Source organism: Halomonas sp. DP4Y7-1, assembly GCF_019800705.1.
Lineage (GTDB): Bacteria > Pseudomonadota > Gammaproteobacteria > Pseudomonadales > Halomonadaceae > Halomonas > Halomonas litopenaei_A.
The window spans coordinates 59,454-75,606 of record NZ_JAHVKS010000001.1; the positions used below are offsets into that span (position 1 = coordinate 59,454).

Sequence of the window (16,153 nt, forward strand, 5' to 3'; positions counted from 1 at the left end):
CGCCACGCGCTAGTGTGGTGGCGTTAGATGACAGGCGCGTGACATCCGTCGAGTATATTCCTCCTCGCCTGTTCGTCGAAAGTCGCGTCTTGTCGCACCCTTGGTGACTCTCTAGAGTAGTGGCTGTCTTGGCTGCACTTGGCGCCCTGGAGAGCCAAGTGCGCTCATAAGGAGAATGAAATGAGTAAACAGGTAGCGATCGTCCTGTCAGGTTGTGGCGTCCAGGATGGCTCTGAAGTCTATGAAACCACCCTGACCCTGCTGCGCCTGGATCAACTGGGCATTGCCTATCGCTGCTTCGCACCGGATATCGATCAGGCGGTGGTCGATCATCACCGCGGCGAGGCGGTCGAGGAGACGCGGAACGTGCTGGTGGAATCTGCGCGCCTGGCCCGGGGAGAGATTTCTCCGCTGGATGAGCTGTCTGCCTCGGACTTTGATGCGCTGATCTTGCCCGGTGGTTTCGGGGTGGCCAAGAACCTGTCGAACTACGCGACAGCCAAGTCCGATATGGACGTGCACCAGGACTTGAGTGAGCTGTTGATCGAGTTTCACGACGCACGCAAGCCGATCGGACTGATGTGCATTGCCCCGGTGCTGGTGCCTAAGGTCCTGGGGCCGGGAATTGCAGTGACCATCGGCAGCGATCCGGAAGTGTGCGGCTGCATCAGTGCCATGGGCGGGCTGCATCGTAGCTGCGCCGTTGACGATATCGTGGTGGATTTCGAACACCGTATCGTCACGACGCCTGCTTACATGCTGGCGACCCGCATGAGCGAAGCGGCACTAGGCATCAACAAGCTGGTCGAGCGCATCGACGAGATGATGGATCTGAATCACTGAATGTGCGGTACGCACATCACCCAGTGATCGGGATTGGATAGCAAAAAGCCGACGTTTTACGTCGGCTTTTTGCGTCTTTCGCTACAGGTCTTTCGCTACCGAGGCGTCGGTTGCTGTGTCCCTAGCGACGCACAGGTTTGCACAATGCTCCGGGATCAGGCGTCGCTGGTGTCTTCGCTGGCGCTGTCTTCCTGCTCGGCATCAGCGCGGCGGCGCTTGATGAGCCGGCCGAACAGCAGCCCCACCTCATAGAGCAGATACATGGGAATGGCCAGCAGGCTCTGGCTGACCACGTCCGGGGGCGTCATCAGCATGCCGATCACAAAGCAGCCGAGTATGACGTAAGGGCGCTTGGCGCTCAGGCTTTCGACGCTGGCCGCTCCGGTAAGCACCAGCAAGAAAGTGGCGATCGGGATCTCGAAGGCAATGCCAAAGGCGAAGAACAGCTTGAGTACAAAGTTGAGGTACTGGTTGATGTCGGTCATTACCTGCACGTTCTCCGGCCCGGTCTGGGTGAAGAAGGCGAACAGCAGGGGAAACACGACATAGTAGGCGAAGGCCGCGCCGAGATAGAACAGCACCACGCTGGAGGCCAGCAGGGGCAGCGCCAGGGCCTTTTCCTTGTCGTAAAGTCCCGGAGCGACGAAGGCCCAGGCCTGGTGCAGCACGAAGGGAATGGCCACGAAGACCGCCACCACCAGCGTCAGCTTGAAGGGCGCAAGGAAGGGCGATGCGACCTCGGTGGCGATCATCTGCGAGCCTTCCGGCAACAGCTCCATCAGGGGATCTGCCACAAACTGATAGATGTCGTTGGAGAAGGCGTAGAGCGCCAGGAAGATCACCATGATGGCGATCACCGCGCGCATCAGTCGCGAGCGTAGTTCCACCAGGTGTTCAATCAGCGGGGCGTGGCCCTGACCGGACGGCGGCGTGTCACCAGAATGGCTCATCGGGCGGTGGAATCCTTGTGATCGGAAGTGGCAGCTGAGTCGACGGACGAGGTTGGCTGGCTGGCGCTGTCAATGGCGGCGTCCAGGCGCTGGTCCGCGCTGGTGCTGCCGTCGCTCTGCGGGCGAGCGCTGTCACGAGGCGGTGCATCGGCGATGGACTCGACACTGCGCTTGGCGTTTGCCGCACTGTTCTTCGCCTGGCTGACGCCTTCGTTCAGCTTGCGCTCCTGCTCCTTGAGCTTCTGCCGCAGTTCCTCGGCTTCGAGCTGGGCGCTGATTTCGCGCTGCATGCCCGCCACTGAGCGTTTGATCCGGCCTACCCACAGGCCGGCGGTACGCGCGGCCTTGGGCAGACGCTCGGGACCCAGCACCAGAAGCCCCACCACCCCGATGATCAGCAGTTCGAGAAAGCCGATATCGAACATGTGGCGTTACTTGCGTTCGTCGGAGGACTCGGGCTTGCGCTCTGCCTCGACATCGTAGGTGTGGGTGCCGTTGGGCTCGTCATGACGCACCTGGGCCTGAGGCTTGTCTTCCTCGGACTTTTCTTCGTCTTCGTTGACGGCCTTCTTGAAGCCCTTCACGGCGCCTCCCAGGTCGCTGCCGACATTTCTGAGCTTCTTGGTGCCGAAGATCAGGATGATGATGCCGAGCACGATCAGCAGCTGCCAGATACTGATACCACCTAACATAAGTGCTTCCTCAATGTACGGCGCCAAGCGCCTTGAATCGTTGGTTCCGGCCGCCTTGTCAGCGGGGGCGGGACGCCTTTTCCTCGTGGCCCGATACGCCAAAGCGACGGGCCAGTTCATCCAGCACCTGCTGATGGTCAAGGCCCAGGTGCGAGAGCATCACCAGGCTATGAAACCACAGGTCTGCCGTTTCAGCGATCAACGCCTCTTGACTGGCTGGATCAGCGTCAACGTCCTTGGCGGCGAGGACGGTTTCCACCGCTTCCTCTCCCACCTTCTCGAGTATCTTGTTCAGGCCCTTGTGATGCAAGGAAGCGACGTAAGAGGACTCGGGGTCGGCGTGTCGACGTTCAGCGAGGGCGGCGTCGAGCTGCTTCAGAATATCGCTCATCGGTGAAGGTTCCATGAAGGGTCAGTTCCAGATCACCAGCAGGGTGCCAATGCCTGCCGCCAGCAGGACGGGCCATGGCTGGCCCGATAGCCATGCCGTCAAAGGCTGCCAAGCCAGTGCGACGGCGGCCAGCGCCAGGCCCAGACGGGTCCGTCGAACGCGCTTGGCCTGGCGGGTGAGCTGACTCAGGATATGGGTCAGTACATCGGCCTGTTGTGTGATCTGTCGGGAGCGCTTTTCGGTTTCCGACAGCGCCTTGTGGGCCAGCACGGGCAGTTCCGGTAGCTGGCGGGTGAGCTCCGGCGCTTGCCGCTTGAAGGAGTCCCAGAGTCCGTGGGCGCCGGCGCGCTCTTTCATCCACTGCTCCAGATACGGCTTGGCGGTGGCCCACAGGTCAAGATCGGGATAGAGCTGGCGGCCGAGTCCCTCGATATTCAACAGGGTCTTCTGCAACAGCACCAGCTGTGGCTGGACTTCCATGTTGAAGCGCCGTGCGGTCTGGAACAGTCCCAGCAGCACCTGGCCGAAGGAAATATCCTTGAGCGGCTTTTCGAGGATCGGCTCACACACGGTACGCACCGCGGCGGCGAACTCGTTGGCGCGGGTGTCTTCTGCCACCCAGCCGGACTCGATGTGCAGCGCCGCCACCTCGTAGTAGTCCTGGTGGAAGAAGGCCAGCAGGTTGCGGGCCAGATAGTCCTGGTCTTCCCTTGTCAGGCTACCGACGATGCCGCAGTCGATGGCGATGTACTGGGGATCGCTCGGATTCTGGCGCGAGACGAAGATGTTCCCCGGGTGCATATCGGCATGGAAGAAATTGTCGCGAAAGACCTGGGTGAAGAAGATTTCGACGCCTCGCTCGGCCAGCCGCTTGAGGTCTGTCCCCTGGGCCTTGAGGGCATCGATATCGGCCACCGGAACGCCGTGGATACGCTCCTGGACCATGACCTTCTGGCGCGTCAGCGGCCAGTGGATCGACGGTACGTAAAGCAGTGGCGAGCGCTCGAAGTTGCGCTTGAGCTGGGAAGTGTTGGCCGCCTCCTTGGTCAGGTCCAGTTCATCGAACAGGGTGACCTCGTAGTCGCGTACCACCTCCAGCGGATGCAGTCGGCGTGCCTCGGGCAGAAAACTCAGGGCCTTGGCCAGCAGATACATCAGCGACATGTCCTGGCGCATGACCCGATCAATGCCCGGGCGGATGACCTTGACCACCACATCCTGGCCATCGTGCAGGCGCGCCGTGTGAACCTGGGCGATCGATGCAGAGGCCAGCGGCTCCCGCGAAAATTCGGCAAACAGCGCCGACAGCGGTTCACCCAGGGACTCTTCGATCAGCGCTTCTGCCTGCTCGCCAGGGAAGGGCGGTACCTGATCCTGCAGTCGCTTGAGTTCGTTGGCGATGTCGTCGGGAAACAGGTCGCGTCGCGTCGACAGCATCTGGCCAAACTTGACGAAGATCGGTCCCAGCGACTCCAGCGCCAGGCGCAACCGCTCACCCCGTGAGCGCTCACCTACGGGCACCAGCTTGAGCGGCGACCAGGTGAACACCAGGCGTAGCCACCAGGGTAGTTTCTCCAGGGGCAGCAGGGTATCCAGGCGATAACGGGTGACGACCCAGATGATGCGCAGGGGGCGAAGGATCATGGGGCGTCGTTCTCCTGGGCCAGGCGGCGGGTCAGGCGCTTGAGGCGTGCTTCGGTGCGATCAGTGGCGAGTTCGAGCTCGGTCAGGGCGTCGCGCATGGCTTCCAGCTGGTGGCGGCCGGGCAGCCAGCGAGCTTCCTCGAACACGTACTCGGAGACATCGGCGCACAGTTCCCGCTGGGTGCGAAGCCCCCAGCGGGATAGACCGCGTAGCCCTTCGGCAAGCTGGTGGGCGGGTAGATCCCCCAGCCAGCGGGCGAGTTCGGCCTCCCAGTCAAGATCCAGGTCCAGCAGCAGGTCGCGAGTTGCCTCCAGCAGGTGGATCTTGCCGCGCACCGCCAGGCGGCCCTCGAACATCAGGCGCTCCATGTCGGCACCGCCGGCGAGGCGTCCCAGGGTATCCGTGTCCAGCTCGACCACCGCATCCCAGGCAGCTTCCTCGACCTCATCGATCAGCAGCAGGTCAAGCCCTTGAGGGTGGTAGCACAGGCCCAGCTGCACCGGCGGCGATTCCAGGCACAGCAGGACGCGCTGGCCCGCCAGCTGGCGTAGCCGCGAGGGGGCAGCGGGGTCGCGGGCAAGCAGGGTGTTGACGGTCTTCTCGATGCCGGCCAGCAGCAGGGTCGGGGTCAAGGCCATCATGTCCTCAAAGCTTGATGCCGCGGTGCAGGGCGACGATACCACCGGTGAGATTGGTGTATTCGACACGCTCGAGGCCGGCCGTTTCCATCATGCCCTTCAGCGTTTCCTGGTCAGGATGCATGCGAATTGATTCGGCCAGGTAACGATAGCTGTCGGCATCACCCGCCACCATTTCGCCCATCTTCGGCAACAGGCGAAATGAGTACTCGTCGTAGGCTCGGGTCAGCAGGGGGTTGCCGGGCTTGGAAAACTCAAGCACCAGCAGACGGCCCCCAGGCTTCAGGATGCGCGCCATCGACGCCAGCGCGGCATCCTTGTCGGTAACGTTGCGCAGGCCAAAGGCGATGGTGATGCAGTCGAAGGTATTGTCGGGAAAGGGCAAGCATTCCGCGTTGGCCTGAACGTACTCGACGTTGCCACCGACGCCGCGGTCGAGCAGCTTGTCACGGCCCACTCCCAGCATCGACGCGTTGATGTCGGCCAGAACGACCTTGCCGCGAGGGCCCACCATCCGCGAGAACTTGAGCGCCAGATCCCCCGTTCCACCGGCAATATCAAGCACGCTGTGGCCTGGGCGAACACCGGAGCGCTCGATAGTGAGGCGCTTCCACAGACGATGGATACCGAAGGACATCAGGTCGTTCATGACGTCATAACGGGCTGCCACGCTGTGGAAGACATCGGCGACGCGTGACGCCTTTTCGTCGACCGGCACGTCCTGAAAACCAAAGTGGGTAGTGCGCTTATCCATGGGACTCCCGAGTCGTGAGCTGTCGCGAGATGGGCCTAGAAAACGGCCATTGTAGCCTTGCGGGCCGGGCTTGTCTTTGACCGTGGCCTGGCCTCGGAAAGACGAGTGCTGCTACAGCTGACGGATCTCGATACCCAGCGGCTCGCGGCTGGCGCCAGCGGCTTCGAGGCGTTCGAGGTAGTCGGCCCAGTTGGCGTCGCGCTCGCGGATCAACCAGGCCAGGTAGTCCCAGCTGTAGAGCCCACTGTCATGGCCGTCATCGAAGTGAAGCTTGAGCGCGTAGCGTCCGGCCTGGCGAATATCGGCAAGACCTACATCCTTCTTGCCTACCTGCAGGGTGGCGGTATCGGCGCCGTGGCCGCGAACCTCGGCAGACGGCGAGAACACCCGCAGGTATTCCACCGGCAGGCGGTGGCGTGAGCCATCGGCATAGCCAATCTCCAGCTCACGCGCTTTCCTGTGATAGTGCACCAGGGTAGGGGTAGGGGCTGTCATGTCGATCTCCACGGAGTGATATGCCGATCTTGCGCTTGCTGCTGCCCTTGTGATTGAAGCTGGTCATCTGGGATGGTCATGACAGCCTATCATCACGACACGGGCCGCGGCGCGATGCGCGGCGGCCCGTGGGAGTGATGCTCAAGCCTCGTCGGGCATGGCAAGGTATTACAGAATATACCGGCTCAGGTCCTCGTCCATCGCCAGCTCACCCAGCTGAGAATCGACGTAGGCGCGGTCGATGACCAGCGGGCTGCCAATGTCGGAGCCCTTGAAGGAAGCTTCTTCCAGCAGTCGTTCCATCACGGTGTGAAGGCGGCGAGCCCCGATGTTCTCGGTGCCTTCATTGACGTTATAGGCGATTTCGGCGATGCGCTCGATGCCGTCGTCGGTGAACTGCACTTCCAGGCCATCGGTGGCCAGCAGCGCCTCGTACTGACGGGTCAGAGCGGCGGATGGCTCGGTCAGAATGCGCTTGAAGTCCTCCGGCGTCAGCGCCGACAGCTCGACGCGGATGGGCAGACGGCCCTGCAGTTCCGGGATCAGGTCTGACGGACGCGACAGGTGGAAGGCCCCTGAGGCGATGAACAGGATGTGGTCGGTCTTTACCATGCCGTACTTGGTCGACACGGTGGAGCCCTCGATCAGCGGCAACAGGTCGCGCTGGACGCCCTCTCGGGAGACCTCCCCACCGCTGGACTGTCCGCTGCCTTTGGCCACCTTGTCGATTTCGTCGAGGAAGACGATACCGTTCTGCTCCACCGCCTCCACGGCGCGGGATTTGATGTCGTCCTCGTTGACCAGCTTGCCGGCCTCTTCATCGCGCAGGATAGAGAAGGCTTCCTTGACCGTGACCTTGCGGGTCTCGGTCTTGCCCTTGCCCATGCCGGAGAACAGGCTCTGGAGCTGGTTGGTCATCTCTTCCATGCCCGGCGGCGTCTGGAATTCCAGATTGGGTGCCTGGGGAGACACCTGAATCTCGATTTCCTTGTCGTCGAGCTGACCCTCGCGCAGCTTCTTGCGGAACATCTGGCGGGTGGACGAGTCTTGACGAGGTTCGTCTTCCTGGCCCCGCGGCGGCGGCAGCAGGGCGTCGAGGATTCGATCCTCTGCGGCGTCCTCGGCGCGGTGGCCGACCTCTTCCTTGGCCTGTTCGCGGACCAGCTTGATGGCCGCTTCGGTGAGGTCGCGGATGATCGACTCGACGTCGCGCCCGACGTAGCCCACCTCGGTAAACTTGGTGGCCTCGACCTTGATGAACGGTGCCTTGGCCAGCTTGGCCAGGCGTCGAGCAATCTCGGTCTTGCCGACGCCGGTGGGGCCGATCATCAGAATGTTCTTCGGCGTGACTTCCTGGCGCAGCTCACCGTCGAGCTGCATGCGACGCCAGCGGTTGCGCAGGGCGATGGCCACGGAGCGCTTGGCATCCTGTTGACCGACGATGTACTGATCCAGCGCGTGGACAATTTCGCGGGGTGTCATCTGGGTCATGATCAAAGCTCTTCCAAGGTCACGTGATGATTGGTGTACACGCAGATGTCACCGGCGATTTCCAGCGACTTCTCGGTGATCTCGCGGGGCGACAGCTCGGTGTTTTCCAGCAGTGCGCGGGCGGCGGACAGGGCAAAGTTGCCGCCGGAGCCAATCGCAATGATGCCGCGCTCGGGCTCGACCACGTCGCCATTGCCGGTAATGATCAACGAGGCCTTCTTGTCGGCGACCGCCAGCAGGGCTTCAAGACGACGCAGAGCGCGATCGGTGCGCCAGTCCTTGGCCAGCTCCACCGCTGCCTTGACCAGGTTGCCCTGATACTTCTCGAGCTGGGCTTCGAAGCGTTCAAACAGGGTGAAGGCATCCGCGGTACCGCCGGCAAAGCCTGCCAGCACCTGGCCATGATAGAGCCGCCGCACCTTGCTGGCGTTGCCCTTCATTACCGTGTTGCCCAGTGACACCTGGCCGTCACCAGCCAGCGCCACCTGGTCGCCGCGGCGAACGGAAACAATCGTGGTCATGGAGCATTCTCCTTGAGGAAACCCCGGCATTCGACCGGCCTCGGGTTTCCTGTGACTTTCGAGGGAAGGGTCCCTCGTTGAAGACGATAGTCTGGGAGGTGTGGGCACCATGCCGAGATTTCAACCGGGCACAGCGGGCATCGCGCTGGCGGTAGGGCAGAACACGTTCATGGCCTAGCCATGGAGACTGTCGCTGGCCATGGTTGACGCTGCAGGCATCGCTCAGGGCCTATAAACGACAGCACCCGGCCGAGGCCGGGTGCTGTTTCTTCCTTTTACATCAACTGCTTCCTTGCTACTGCGGGTATCGATAGCGGCTCAATGCAAGCCTTACTCGATATCGAGCTGGTGGTTCTCCAACAGACCCTTGAGGAAGTCATCGCTGGAGCCCGACATACTGACATCGGACAGCACGATGACCTGGCTGGCATTGCTGCCATCGGCGCTGATGTTGCCACCTGCGTCGATGTGCAGCACGGTGTCGGCCCCTTGCTGTTCTGCCAGCAGGTAGTCAGACAGCGACGCCTCTGATGCATCTTCCAGCAGATCCGACAGATCCAGCTTGTCGGCACTGGAACTAGAGCCATAGACACCGGTGTGGAAGTCGACAATGGTGTCCGTCGCGGGCGAGCCCTCGACGCCTGCGTCAGCGAGAGTGAAGACAAAGGTGTCTGCACCGCCACCGCCGATCAGGATGTCATCTCCAGCACCGCCCCTCAGGATGTCATCACCGCCCTGGGTTCGAGTGGTTTCCAGCAGCGATTCGTAGTTGTCGCGAACGTAGTCGCTGAGCTGGGCATTGGTCGGTGCTTCACCATCACCGTGCTCCGGAGACCACGTCAGGAACTCGAATACCCCCCTCAGGCCCATGCCGTCATGGGTGCCAGCAGCGAAGCTTGCTCCCGTGTCGCCATTGGTCCAGCTCAGCTCGTCACTGTTGGTGGTATCACCAAAGATGATGTCGTTGCCGCCGCCGCCATCCAGGGTGTCGTTGCCAAGACCGTTGTATCCCGTTTCCTTGGAACCGGTGGCCAAGGCCAGGTTGAGCTCGAACTGGGTGTCGACAATCTCCGCCTCACCAATGGTGCCGGTGAATTCGGTGCCGTCATCCAGAATGACGGTAGACTCCCCGACCACGTTGGTGTTGTCGAAGTACTGGGTGATCTGCGAGACGTTGGTATCGTCGGGCAGTACCGTGCGGGTCTTGGGCGTTTCATCCCAGCCCACCGCGTGCACATCGGTGTACTGCGTCAGGTCGTTGAAGGCATCTACCGTCTCCTGCATCGTGACCTGGGTGGTGTTGGTCGTCCACACCTTGGCGTCGTTGTTCACGCCCGCCATGTAGAACTGAGGCGTACCGTCGGTGTAGAAGATGGTCTGGTTTTCCACGTCGTCAGTGCTGACTTGCTTGAACCAGGTCTCTGTCTTGCGGAACGCGTCTTCGGTGTTGGTGTAACCACCTGGGCCCCAGCCGTTGACACGGTCGATGATGGACTGGAACAGATTGTTGCCGACGACGTCCTTGAACTCCATGGTGTAGGCGTGATCGTTGAAGATCACCACGTTCATGTTGATGACGCCAACATGATCCTTGAGGCCATTGACGAATTCGGTGACGGCCTCCCTCAAGATGTCGATACGCGTCTTGAAGTGGCCTGGATAGTTCTCTTTCGGCACGTCGGTGAACGCCAACGTACTCACGGAGAAGTCGAGCACCAGGGCCAGGTTGTAGTCCTTGCCATTCTCGATGATGGTCGCGCTACCGCCATCGTCGCCGATGATGACATCGTCGCCGTGACCTGCGGTGATGGTGTCATCGCCGTCACCACCGGCCTGCACGCTGTCTTCCTCGCGGGTCTCGAGGGTCAGGTAGCCTTCGGCGTAGTCGCCATCCCCATCGGTACCGGTCAGTTCGTAGGTGACATCAAGGCTGCCACCTTCACCGCCCGAGCGATACTCCATGCCGCCGAGGCTAAGGTCATTGCCCACCTGGCCAGTGATTTCCACCGCCTGGAAGGGCTGGCTGCTCTCAAGTTCGAGACGCCATCCGTCCTGGATGCCGGCCACGGTAATGCTGTTGCCGTTATCGGTCAGGGTGATCTCCGAGGTAACCTCGACACCCACGGCATCGAATACCGAGATGTTGCTGACCGACAGGTCGACAGGGGTGCCACTGCCCAGGGCAGGGACCGTGCTGCCGGCGCCGCCGTCGGCCTCAAAGGCAAATGCGGAGACAGAGAGGGACGCCGTCGAGCTGGAGGTACCATCGACATGCAGCGTCTGCTGATAGCGGCTGATGGACTGATGGCTATCCCAGGACACCTGACTCTTGCTGATGACCGCATTGTTGAGGAAGTCGACGCGGATGACCTCACCGGCACTGATCTTGGCATCCTTGACACCCAGGGCGTTGCCATCGCGAACGATGGTCTGGCCCTTGGAGCTGATCAGTACATCGTTGCCGGGCTCTGCGTCTGCCACGTTGTAGCCGATGAAGCTGTGGTCCTCGGCAGCGGTTCCCGTTGATACGATGACGTCATTGGTTTCGCCAGTGGTAAAGGCATCGCTGGCCATGACCGAGTAGCTGGTTCCATCGTCCGACAGGGCCACTGAGAAGGCGACGTCGCCGTCAGCGGTGACCGCTGACAGCATCTTGCCATCGTCGCTCAGTGCGTAGGTCAGGGGCTTGCCAAGGTAGATCAGAGCGTTGCCAGCGCTGTCCAGCGCTGCGGTGCCATCGATGGCTTCGTAGAACACCACGCTATCGGCACCATCGGCACCCGCATGGGTGGCGAAGTTGATAGCGCCGGACGCTGCATCTTCCAGGAAGGCCGGGTCCGACATGAACACTTCCGGCATATCGTCGTTGATGTTGACGGTCAACTTGCCGATGACGACATCGCCGTCACCATCTGTCAGTGCATAGCCGAGGTCCAGGGAAATGGTGTCCTCGGTATTGATCATCGGATGATCAAGGACATCGCTCAGGACCACTTCGTAGCTGCCGGAGGCAAGGTCGGTGACCTTGGCGGTCAGTACTGGCGTGCCATCGGCCGTGCTGCCCGTCAGCACGGTGCCATTGGCACTGACGCTAAAGGTGATGGCATCACCGCCAGAAGTCAGCGACGGCAGGCCCGCCGTTTGCCAGGTGAAGGCGCCTGTGCTGGCCGGACCGTCCTCGCCGAAGGTATAGCCTAGAGATCCCGTCGTCTTCACGACTTCACCGGACACATCGCCGTTACCACCGGCCAGGCCACCTGCCAAGCCGTCCTCATCGAGGGTGGTGACAGGGGATGTGGTGTTAGGATCACCATCGGTCTCGGGCGTCGTGGGTACGATGCCGTTATCCATGATATTGACCGTTGCCGTGGCACTGCTGGTATCGCCGTCGCCGTCCTTGAGGGTGTAGGAGATCCTGGCAATCCCTTCAAACTTGGGAGCAGGGGTGAAGGTCAGAGTGCCATCGCTGTTGATGGACACGGTGCCAACGTCTGCACCGCCGACCACGGTTGCCTTGCTAATGTGGGCTCCGTCGGCGCCCAGCGCATCGTTCGCCAGCACGTTCAGCGTCACAGGTGAGTTGTCCTCGGCATCAACGCGGTCATTTCGTGCCTGCGATGAGTCGTCATTCACCAGGATCTTTAAAGTGCCTGAGGCTTGGGCGCCAGCGCTGTTGGTGATGGTATAGCCCAAGTCCAGTACGAAGTTGTCTTCTTCTGTCGGGTTAGCGTGGTCCAGCGGCTGATGGAGCACCACCTTGTAGCTTCCTGACGCCAGGTCAGGCAGCTGAATGGTGATCACCTTCCGGCCATGATCGTCAAAGCCCACCAAAGAGCGACCGTTGCCGTTGAGGTAGAAGGTGACGTCGCTACCCCCAGAGGTCAGCTGCGGCAACGAGCTCTGGTCCCAGGAGAACGCATCGGCTGGACCGGCAGGCCCCAACGAGCCAAAGTCGTAATTCAGCTGACCTGTTTTTACGATGGCTGTACCAGCAATGTCGCCGATGCCGCCTTCGTTTCCACCTGGCAAGCCGTCCTCATCTACAATGGCAAGAGGAGCACTGGAGGAAGGGTCACCATCGGTGTCTGGCGTCGTCGGCCCTGTGGCCGTCTGGGTGACGTCCACCTTGAGCTTGCCATAAGCAATGTCGCCATCACCATCGGTGAAGGTGTAGTCGACAATAGCTTTGCCGGTGAAGTCCGGAGCCGCAGTAAAGGTTAGGGTGTTGTTGGCATTGACCACAACGGTGCCGACGCTATCGCCGCCAGCAACGGTCGCAGACAGTTGCCCAGCGCCATCTGCTCCGGCCTGGTCATGGGCCAGAACATCGAAGGTGATGGGGCTTTGGTTGTCGGTGGACGTCTGATCATCCTTCACCAGGGGGGAGTCATCATCAATGATGACTTTCAGAGCGCCCTTTGCCGTTAAACCCTGCTTATCCGTGACGGTATAGCCGACCACCAGGCGAATATCGTCCTCGACCTCAGGGTTGCGGTGATCCAGCGGCTTGGTGATGACCACCTTGTAAGTGCCTGTCGGCACATCGGTTAACTGAATGAAGACGACCTTCTCGCCAGAGTCAGTGCTGCCGACCAGAGAACGACCGTTGCCGTTCAAGTTAAAGGTGATGGCTTCGCCACCGGTGGAGATGAGTGGCAGGTTGCTGGGGTCCCAGCGGAAGGCGCCGGTATCCGCCGCTCCGTAGATGCCAAAGTCATATCCCAGCGTGCCGAAGCGCACCGTCGCGGTCGTCAGCGCATCATTGACACCGCCTCGCACCCCTCCTGCAAGCCCTTCTTCATCCAGCACGGTAATTTCCGTCTTGGTCAGCGGATCACCATCGCTATCAGGCGTGACTGGGCCCACATTGCCTGCGCTGTCAACGCTGATCGCCAGCTCGCCGGTGGCTTGGTCGCCATCGCCATCCACCAAGGTATAGGTAATGACGGCGTCACCTGCGAAGTTGACGTTTGGTGTAAAGGTCACGGTGCCGTCGGCGTTGATCGCGGCCGTGCCGGTAGCGGCTCCGCCTTGTACCTCCACCTTTGTTACCTGGCTGCCATCACCACCGGGACGATCGTTCTCAAGGACGTCCACGGTCACCGCCGTGGTGCTGTCGGTAGAGGCTCCATCTTGAAGAGTCTTGGGGGAGTCATCATTGACGACGACGTTCAGCTTGCCATCGGCACTCAGGCCTTCTGCGTCGGTGATGGTGAAGCCGACGGAGAACTCGATATTGTCCTCCATAGTCGTGTCGGAATGATCCAGCGGCTGACGAATAAAGACGGTATAGCTACCGTTCTCTACATCCATGAGCTGCAGGGTAATGACGGCTTCGCCATCTGGCGTCTTGCCTTCAATGACCCGGCCGTTAGGGCTCAAGGTATAGCTGACGGCTTCGCCTCCAGAAGTTAAGGAGGGCATATCTTCCAGGTGCCAAGAGAAGGCGTCGGCCCCGGCCGCAGGGCCGCTGGCACCATAGCTGTAGCCAAGCTCACCCCGGGCTGTGGCGAACATTTCGGGCACATCGCCGATGCCTCCTTCGCCCCCACCTTCTAGACCATCTTCGTCTACGGTAGCCGTTGGCGACGTGGTCGCGGGATCATCGTCCGTCTCGGGCGTGACGGGGACAGCCTTGAGTTTTACCGTGGTATTGAAGGTACGGCTGGTGACGTCACCGTCGGTGTCGCTGGCCGTTACGGTGAAGCTGAGTTTAGGGTCATCCTCGATGACGTCCCTGTCGATGGTGAAGGTCCAGGTGCCGTCGCTCTTGATGGTCAGCACGCCATTGTCCAGCTGAATGGCGGTATCGAGTGCGTAGCGGGTGCTGTCGCCAGGCACCTTGACGCTGGCATCTTCCAGACCGTCGGCACCGCCGCTGAGCGTCCAGTTGCCGGTGTGTGTGGTGGAAACTTCGATTTCGCTGCCATCTTGGTAAGTGATGGCAGGTGAATCATCGTCAATAAAGACCGCGATCATGTCGGTCGAGGTGGCGCCGGTGCTGTCAGTCAAGGTGAAGCCAATCTGCAACAGCAGATCGTCCTCCGCCGTAGAAATACCATGGTCGGCTGACTTGAAAAGGGTCGCCTCAAACAGACCCGAAGAGGTGTCTTGCATAACAAGTTCGAAGACTTTTTCGCCACCTTCGTCGGCGGCTGTCAGGGTCAGACCGTCACCTGACACTGAATACGTCACGGCGGAGCCACCGGACGTGATTGCCTGAATGCCTGTGGTGTTCCAGGTAAAAGGCGAGCTGCTGGCAGGAGTTCCGTTGTTGTAGGAAAAACTGATCAATCCCTGGGTGGTGATATCCGTGCCGGGGAGGTCATTGATTCCACCAGCGTTGCCACCTGTCAGTCCATCTTCATCAAGGAACGCGGTTGTGTTCACTGTTTCAACGTTGCTTTCAGCCATCACTATCCACCTATAAGTAGAGAAAATGTGCCGACGCTCAATGACAGAATTCGCCATTGTTGTGCAGTTTCAGGGTTGTTGGCGTAACCCCGTCAAATGGGCATGCGCTGGCGAAAACCATGCTAGTGATGTGAGCAAAATGGTAATACTGGCTGTGTGGGCAGGTGGGTAATCTAATTGCTGCGTGTTTGGGTGATGTAAGAAGGATGTTATTTGTCTTGATCAGCTCGTTGGATGACGTTTAAGAGTATTGTTTATGCAAGAGTGTTGTTTTTCATGCATTGGTGTTGAGCTATGTCAGTGTTGCATGTACCTAGGGACGAGTAGAAGCGTGCTGGAATGGGACGGAGGCATATGACAGCTCCCTCTCAAAAATCGTTATCTCGATGGGTGATAAAGAAGAAGCGTGTTCCCGAGAGAGCGATGGCATGGCGGGAAAACGAAGAAAGCCCCATGAGGAGGGAGTGGCCAGCAGGGTGAAGGTGGTTGCCGTGAACAACAAGGCCCGCTCCTGATGGCAGGAAGCGGGCCTCGAGGTGTCAGCAAGCCGTCGTCAAGTGACGGGGTAAGGCATCAATTCTGCAGTTGAATCAGCAAGGGTTCGATACCTTGGGTGCTCATCAGGTCCTGGGCGCGTGCCAGCTCGTTGCGGTCGCTGTAAGGGCCGACCTGCACCCGGTGCCATGTCGCCCCGCCGGTGGCCTCGACCTCGCTGATCTTGGCCAGCAAGCCGAAGTCCTTGAGCCGCCCCGCCAGTTGGCGTGCATCGCCCACTTCACGAAACGACGCTGCCTGCAGCATGTAGCGGCGTTCGGCGCTGCGGGGCGTCTCGGAGGGCGTGCTCGCCGATGTGTCATCGCGGGAGTTGGCGGCGATCACGGCGGCAATCGGGTCATCGTCCGAGATGGCCTCATCACTGGACGTTGCCGCTTCCGGTCGACGAGCCGTGGACTCGGGCACTTCCTCGTCTGACGCAATGACCTCGGACTCCGGGAGCAGGGTGTAGAACTCGAAGGTCGGCATAGGCGGTTCGCTGTCGCTGCTCTGACCTTGCCCGCCGCTGGTGGAAGTACTACTTGTTCCACCGCCCTGGCCATCATTGCTCGATGGCTTGGGCAGTACCGCAGCGATCGGCGATCGCGGATCCTGCCATGGCGCGGTGCCGTTCTGGTGGTGTGCCAGAAGAAAGCCAGCCGCCAGGCCGACGGCCGCCCACAGCCAGCCGGGAATGCCGCCGCGGCCGCGCGTGGAGGGCTGTTTGCGCTTCTGGCTGCTGGTGGCTCCCCGCTTGCGGGGCGGCGCCTTGCGAGTGGCCATGGC

13 protein-coding genes are annotated in these 16,153 nt (G+C 60.8%); 1 reads left to right on the top strand and 12 read right to left on the bottom strand.

The features are described 5' to 3' along the window. The first annotated feature begins 180 nt into the window (after positions 1–180). Positions 181–843 (top strand): isoprenoid biosynthesis glyoxalase ElbB, encoded by a 663-nt coding sequence (gene elbB / locus KUV72_RS00255; protein WP_206940262.1) that lies wholly within the window; start codon positions 181–183, stop codon positions 841–843. 155 nt (positions 844–998) lie between these two features. Here the strand turns inward: elbB and tatC are convergent, their stop codons facing one another. The 12 genes from tatC to KUV72_RS00315 all read right to left on the bottom strand — a co-directional run bounded on the left by tatC (position 999) and on the right by KUV72_RS00315 (position 16,150). Then, positions 999–1,793, bottom strand: coding sequence for a twin-arginine translocase subunit TatC (gene tatC, locus KUV72_RS00260; protein WP_222237061.1), 795 nt, complete (start codon positions 1,791–1,793; stop codon positions 999–1,001). Beyond that, the gene (gene tatB, locus KUV72_RS00265) at positions 1,790–2,218 is read right to left on the bottom strand and encodes a Sec-independent protein translocase protein TatB (protein ID WP_222237062.1); all 429 of its coding nucleotides are present in this window, start codon (positions 2,216–2,218) and stop codon (positions 1,790–1,792) included. The genes tatC and tatB overlap by 4 nt, the downstream gene beginning before the upstream one ends. A gap of 6 nt (positions 2,219–2,224) precedes the next feature. After that, complete coding sequence (gene tatA / locus KUV72_RS00270) at positions 2,225–2,485, bottom strand: Sec-independent protein translocase subunit TatA (protein WP_222237063.1); 261 nt, start codon at positions 2,483–2,485, stop codon at positions 2,225–2,227. Between the two features lie 58 nt (positions 2,486–2,543). Beyond that, positions 2,544–2,876: a phosphoribosyl-ATP diphosphatase gene (locus KUV72_RS00275; RefSeq protein WP_222161580.1), complete on the bottom strand. Its 333-nt coding sequence runs from the start codon at positions 2,874–2,876 to the stop codon at positions 2,544–2,546. A 21-nt stretch (positions 2,877–2,897) separates the two neighbouring features. Beyond that, the gene (gene ubiB / locus KUV72_RS00280; RefSeq protein ID WP_206940251.1) at positions 2,898–4,520 is read right to left on the bottom strand and encodes a ubiquinone biosynthesis regulatory protein kinase UbiB; all 1,623 of its coding nucleotides are present in this window, start codon (positions 4,518–4,520) and stop codon (positions 2,898–2,900) included. Next, a complete protein-coding gene (locus tag KUV72_RS00285; protein WP_206940831.1) occupies positions 4,517–5,158 on the bottom strand; it encodes an SCP2 domain-containing protein in 642 nt (213 codons plus the stop codon). Before KUV72_RS00285 ends, ubiB begins: the two co-directional genes overlap by 4 nt. Before the next feature lie 7 nt (positions 5,159–5,165). Next, positions 5,166–5,912, bottom strand: coding sequence for a bifunctional demethylmenaquinone methyltransferase/2-methoxy-6-polyprenyl-1,4-benzoquinol methylase UbiE (ubiE, locus tag KUV72_RS00290; protein WP_206940250.1), 747 nt, complete (start codon positions 5,910–5,912; stop codon positions 5,166–5,168). Between the two features lie 111 nt (positions 5,913–6,023). Next, entirely contained in the window at positions 6,024–6,407 is a 384-nt protein-coding gene (locus KUV72_RS00295) for a gamma-butyrobetaine hydroxylase-like domain-containing protein (RefSeq protein ID WP_222161581.1), read from the bottom strand. A gap of 168 nt (positions 6,408–6,575) precedes the next feature. Beyond that, positions 6,576–7,898 (bottom strand): ATP-dependent protease ATPase subunit HslU, encoded by a 1,323-nt coding sequence (hslU, locus tag KUV72_RS00300; protein ID WP_222161582.1) that lies wholly within the window; start codon positions 7,896–7,898, stop codon positions 6,576–6,578. Between the two features lie 2 nt (positions 7,899–7,900). Then, positions 7,901–8,419 carry an ATP-dependent protease subunit HslV gene (gene hslV, locus KUV72_RS00305; RefSeq protein WP_206940245.1) on the bottom strand — a complete coding sequence of 173 codons (519 nt, stop codon included), beginning with the start codon at positions 8,417–8,419 and terminating at the stop codon, positions 7,901–7,903. Between the two features lie 330 nt (positions 8,420–8,749). After that, positions 8,750–14,809 carry an Ig-like domain-containing protein gene (locus KUV72_RS00310; protein WP_222237064.1) on the bottom strand — a complete coding sequence of 2,020 codons (6,060 nt, stop codon included), beginning with the start codon at positions 14,807–14,809 and terminating at the stop codon, positions 8,750–8,752. A gap of 597 nt (positions 14,810–15,406) precedes the next feature. Then, a complete protein-coding gene (locus tag KUV72_RS00315) occupies positions 15,407–16,150 on the bottom strand; it encodes an SPOR domain-containing protein (RefSeq protein ID WP_222237065.1) in 744 nt (247 codons plus the stop codon). Positions 16,151–16,153: the final 3 nt, after the last annotated feature.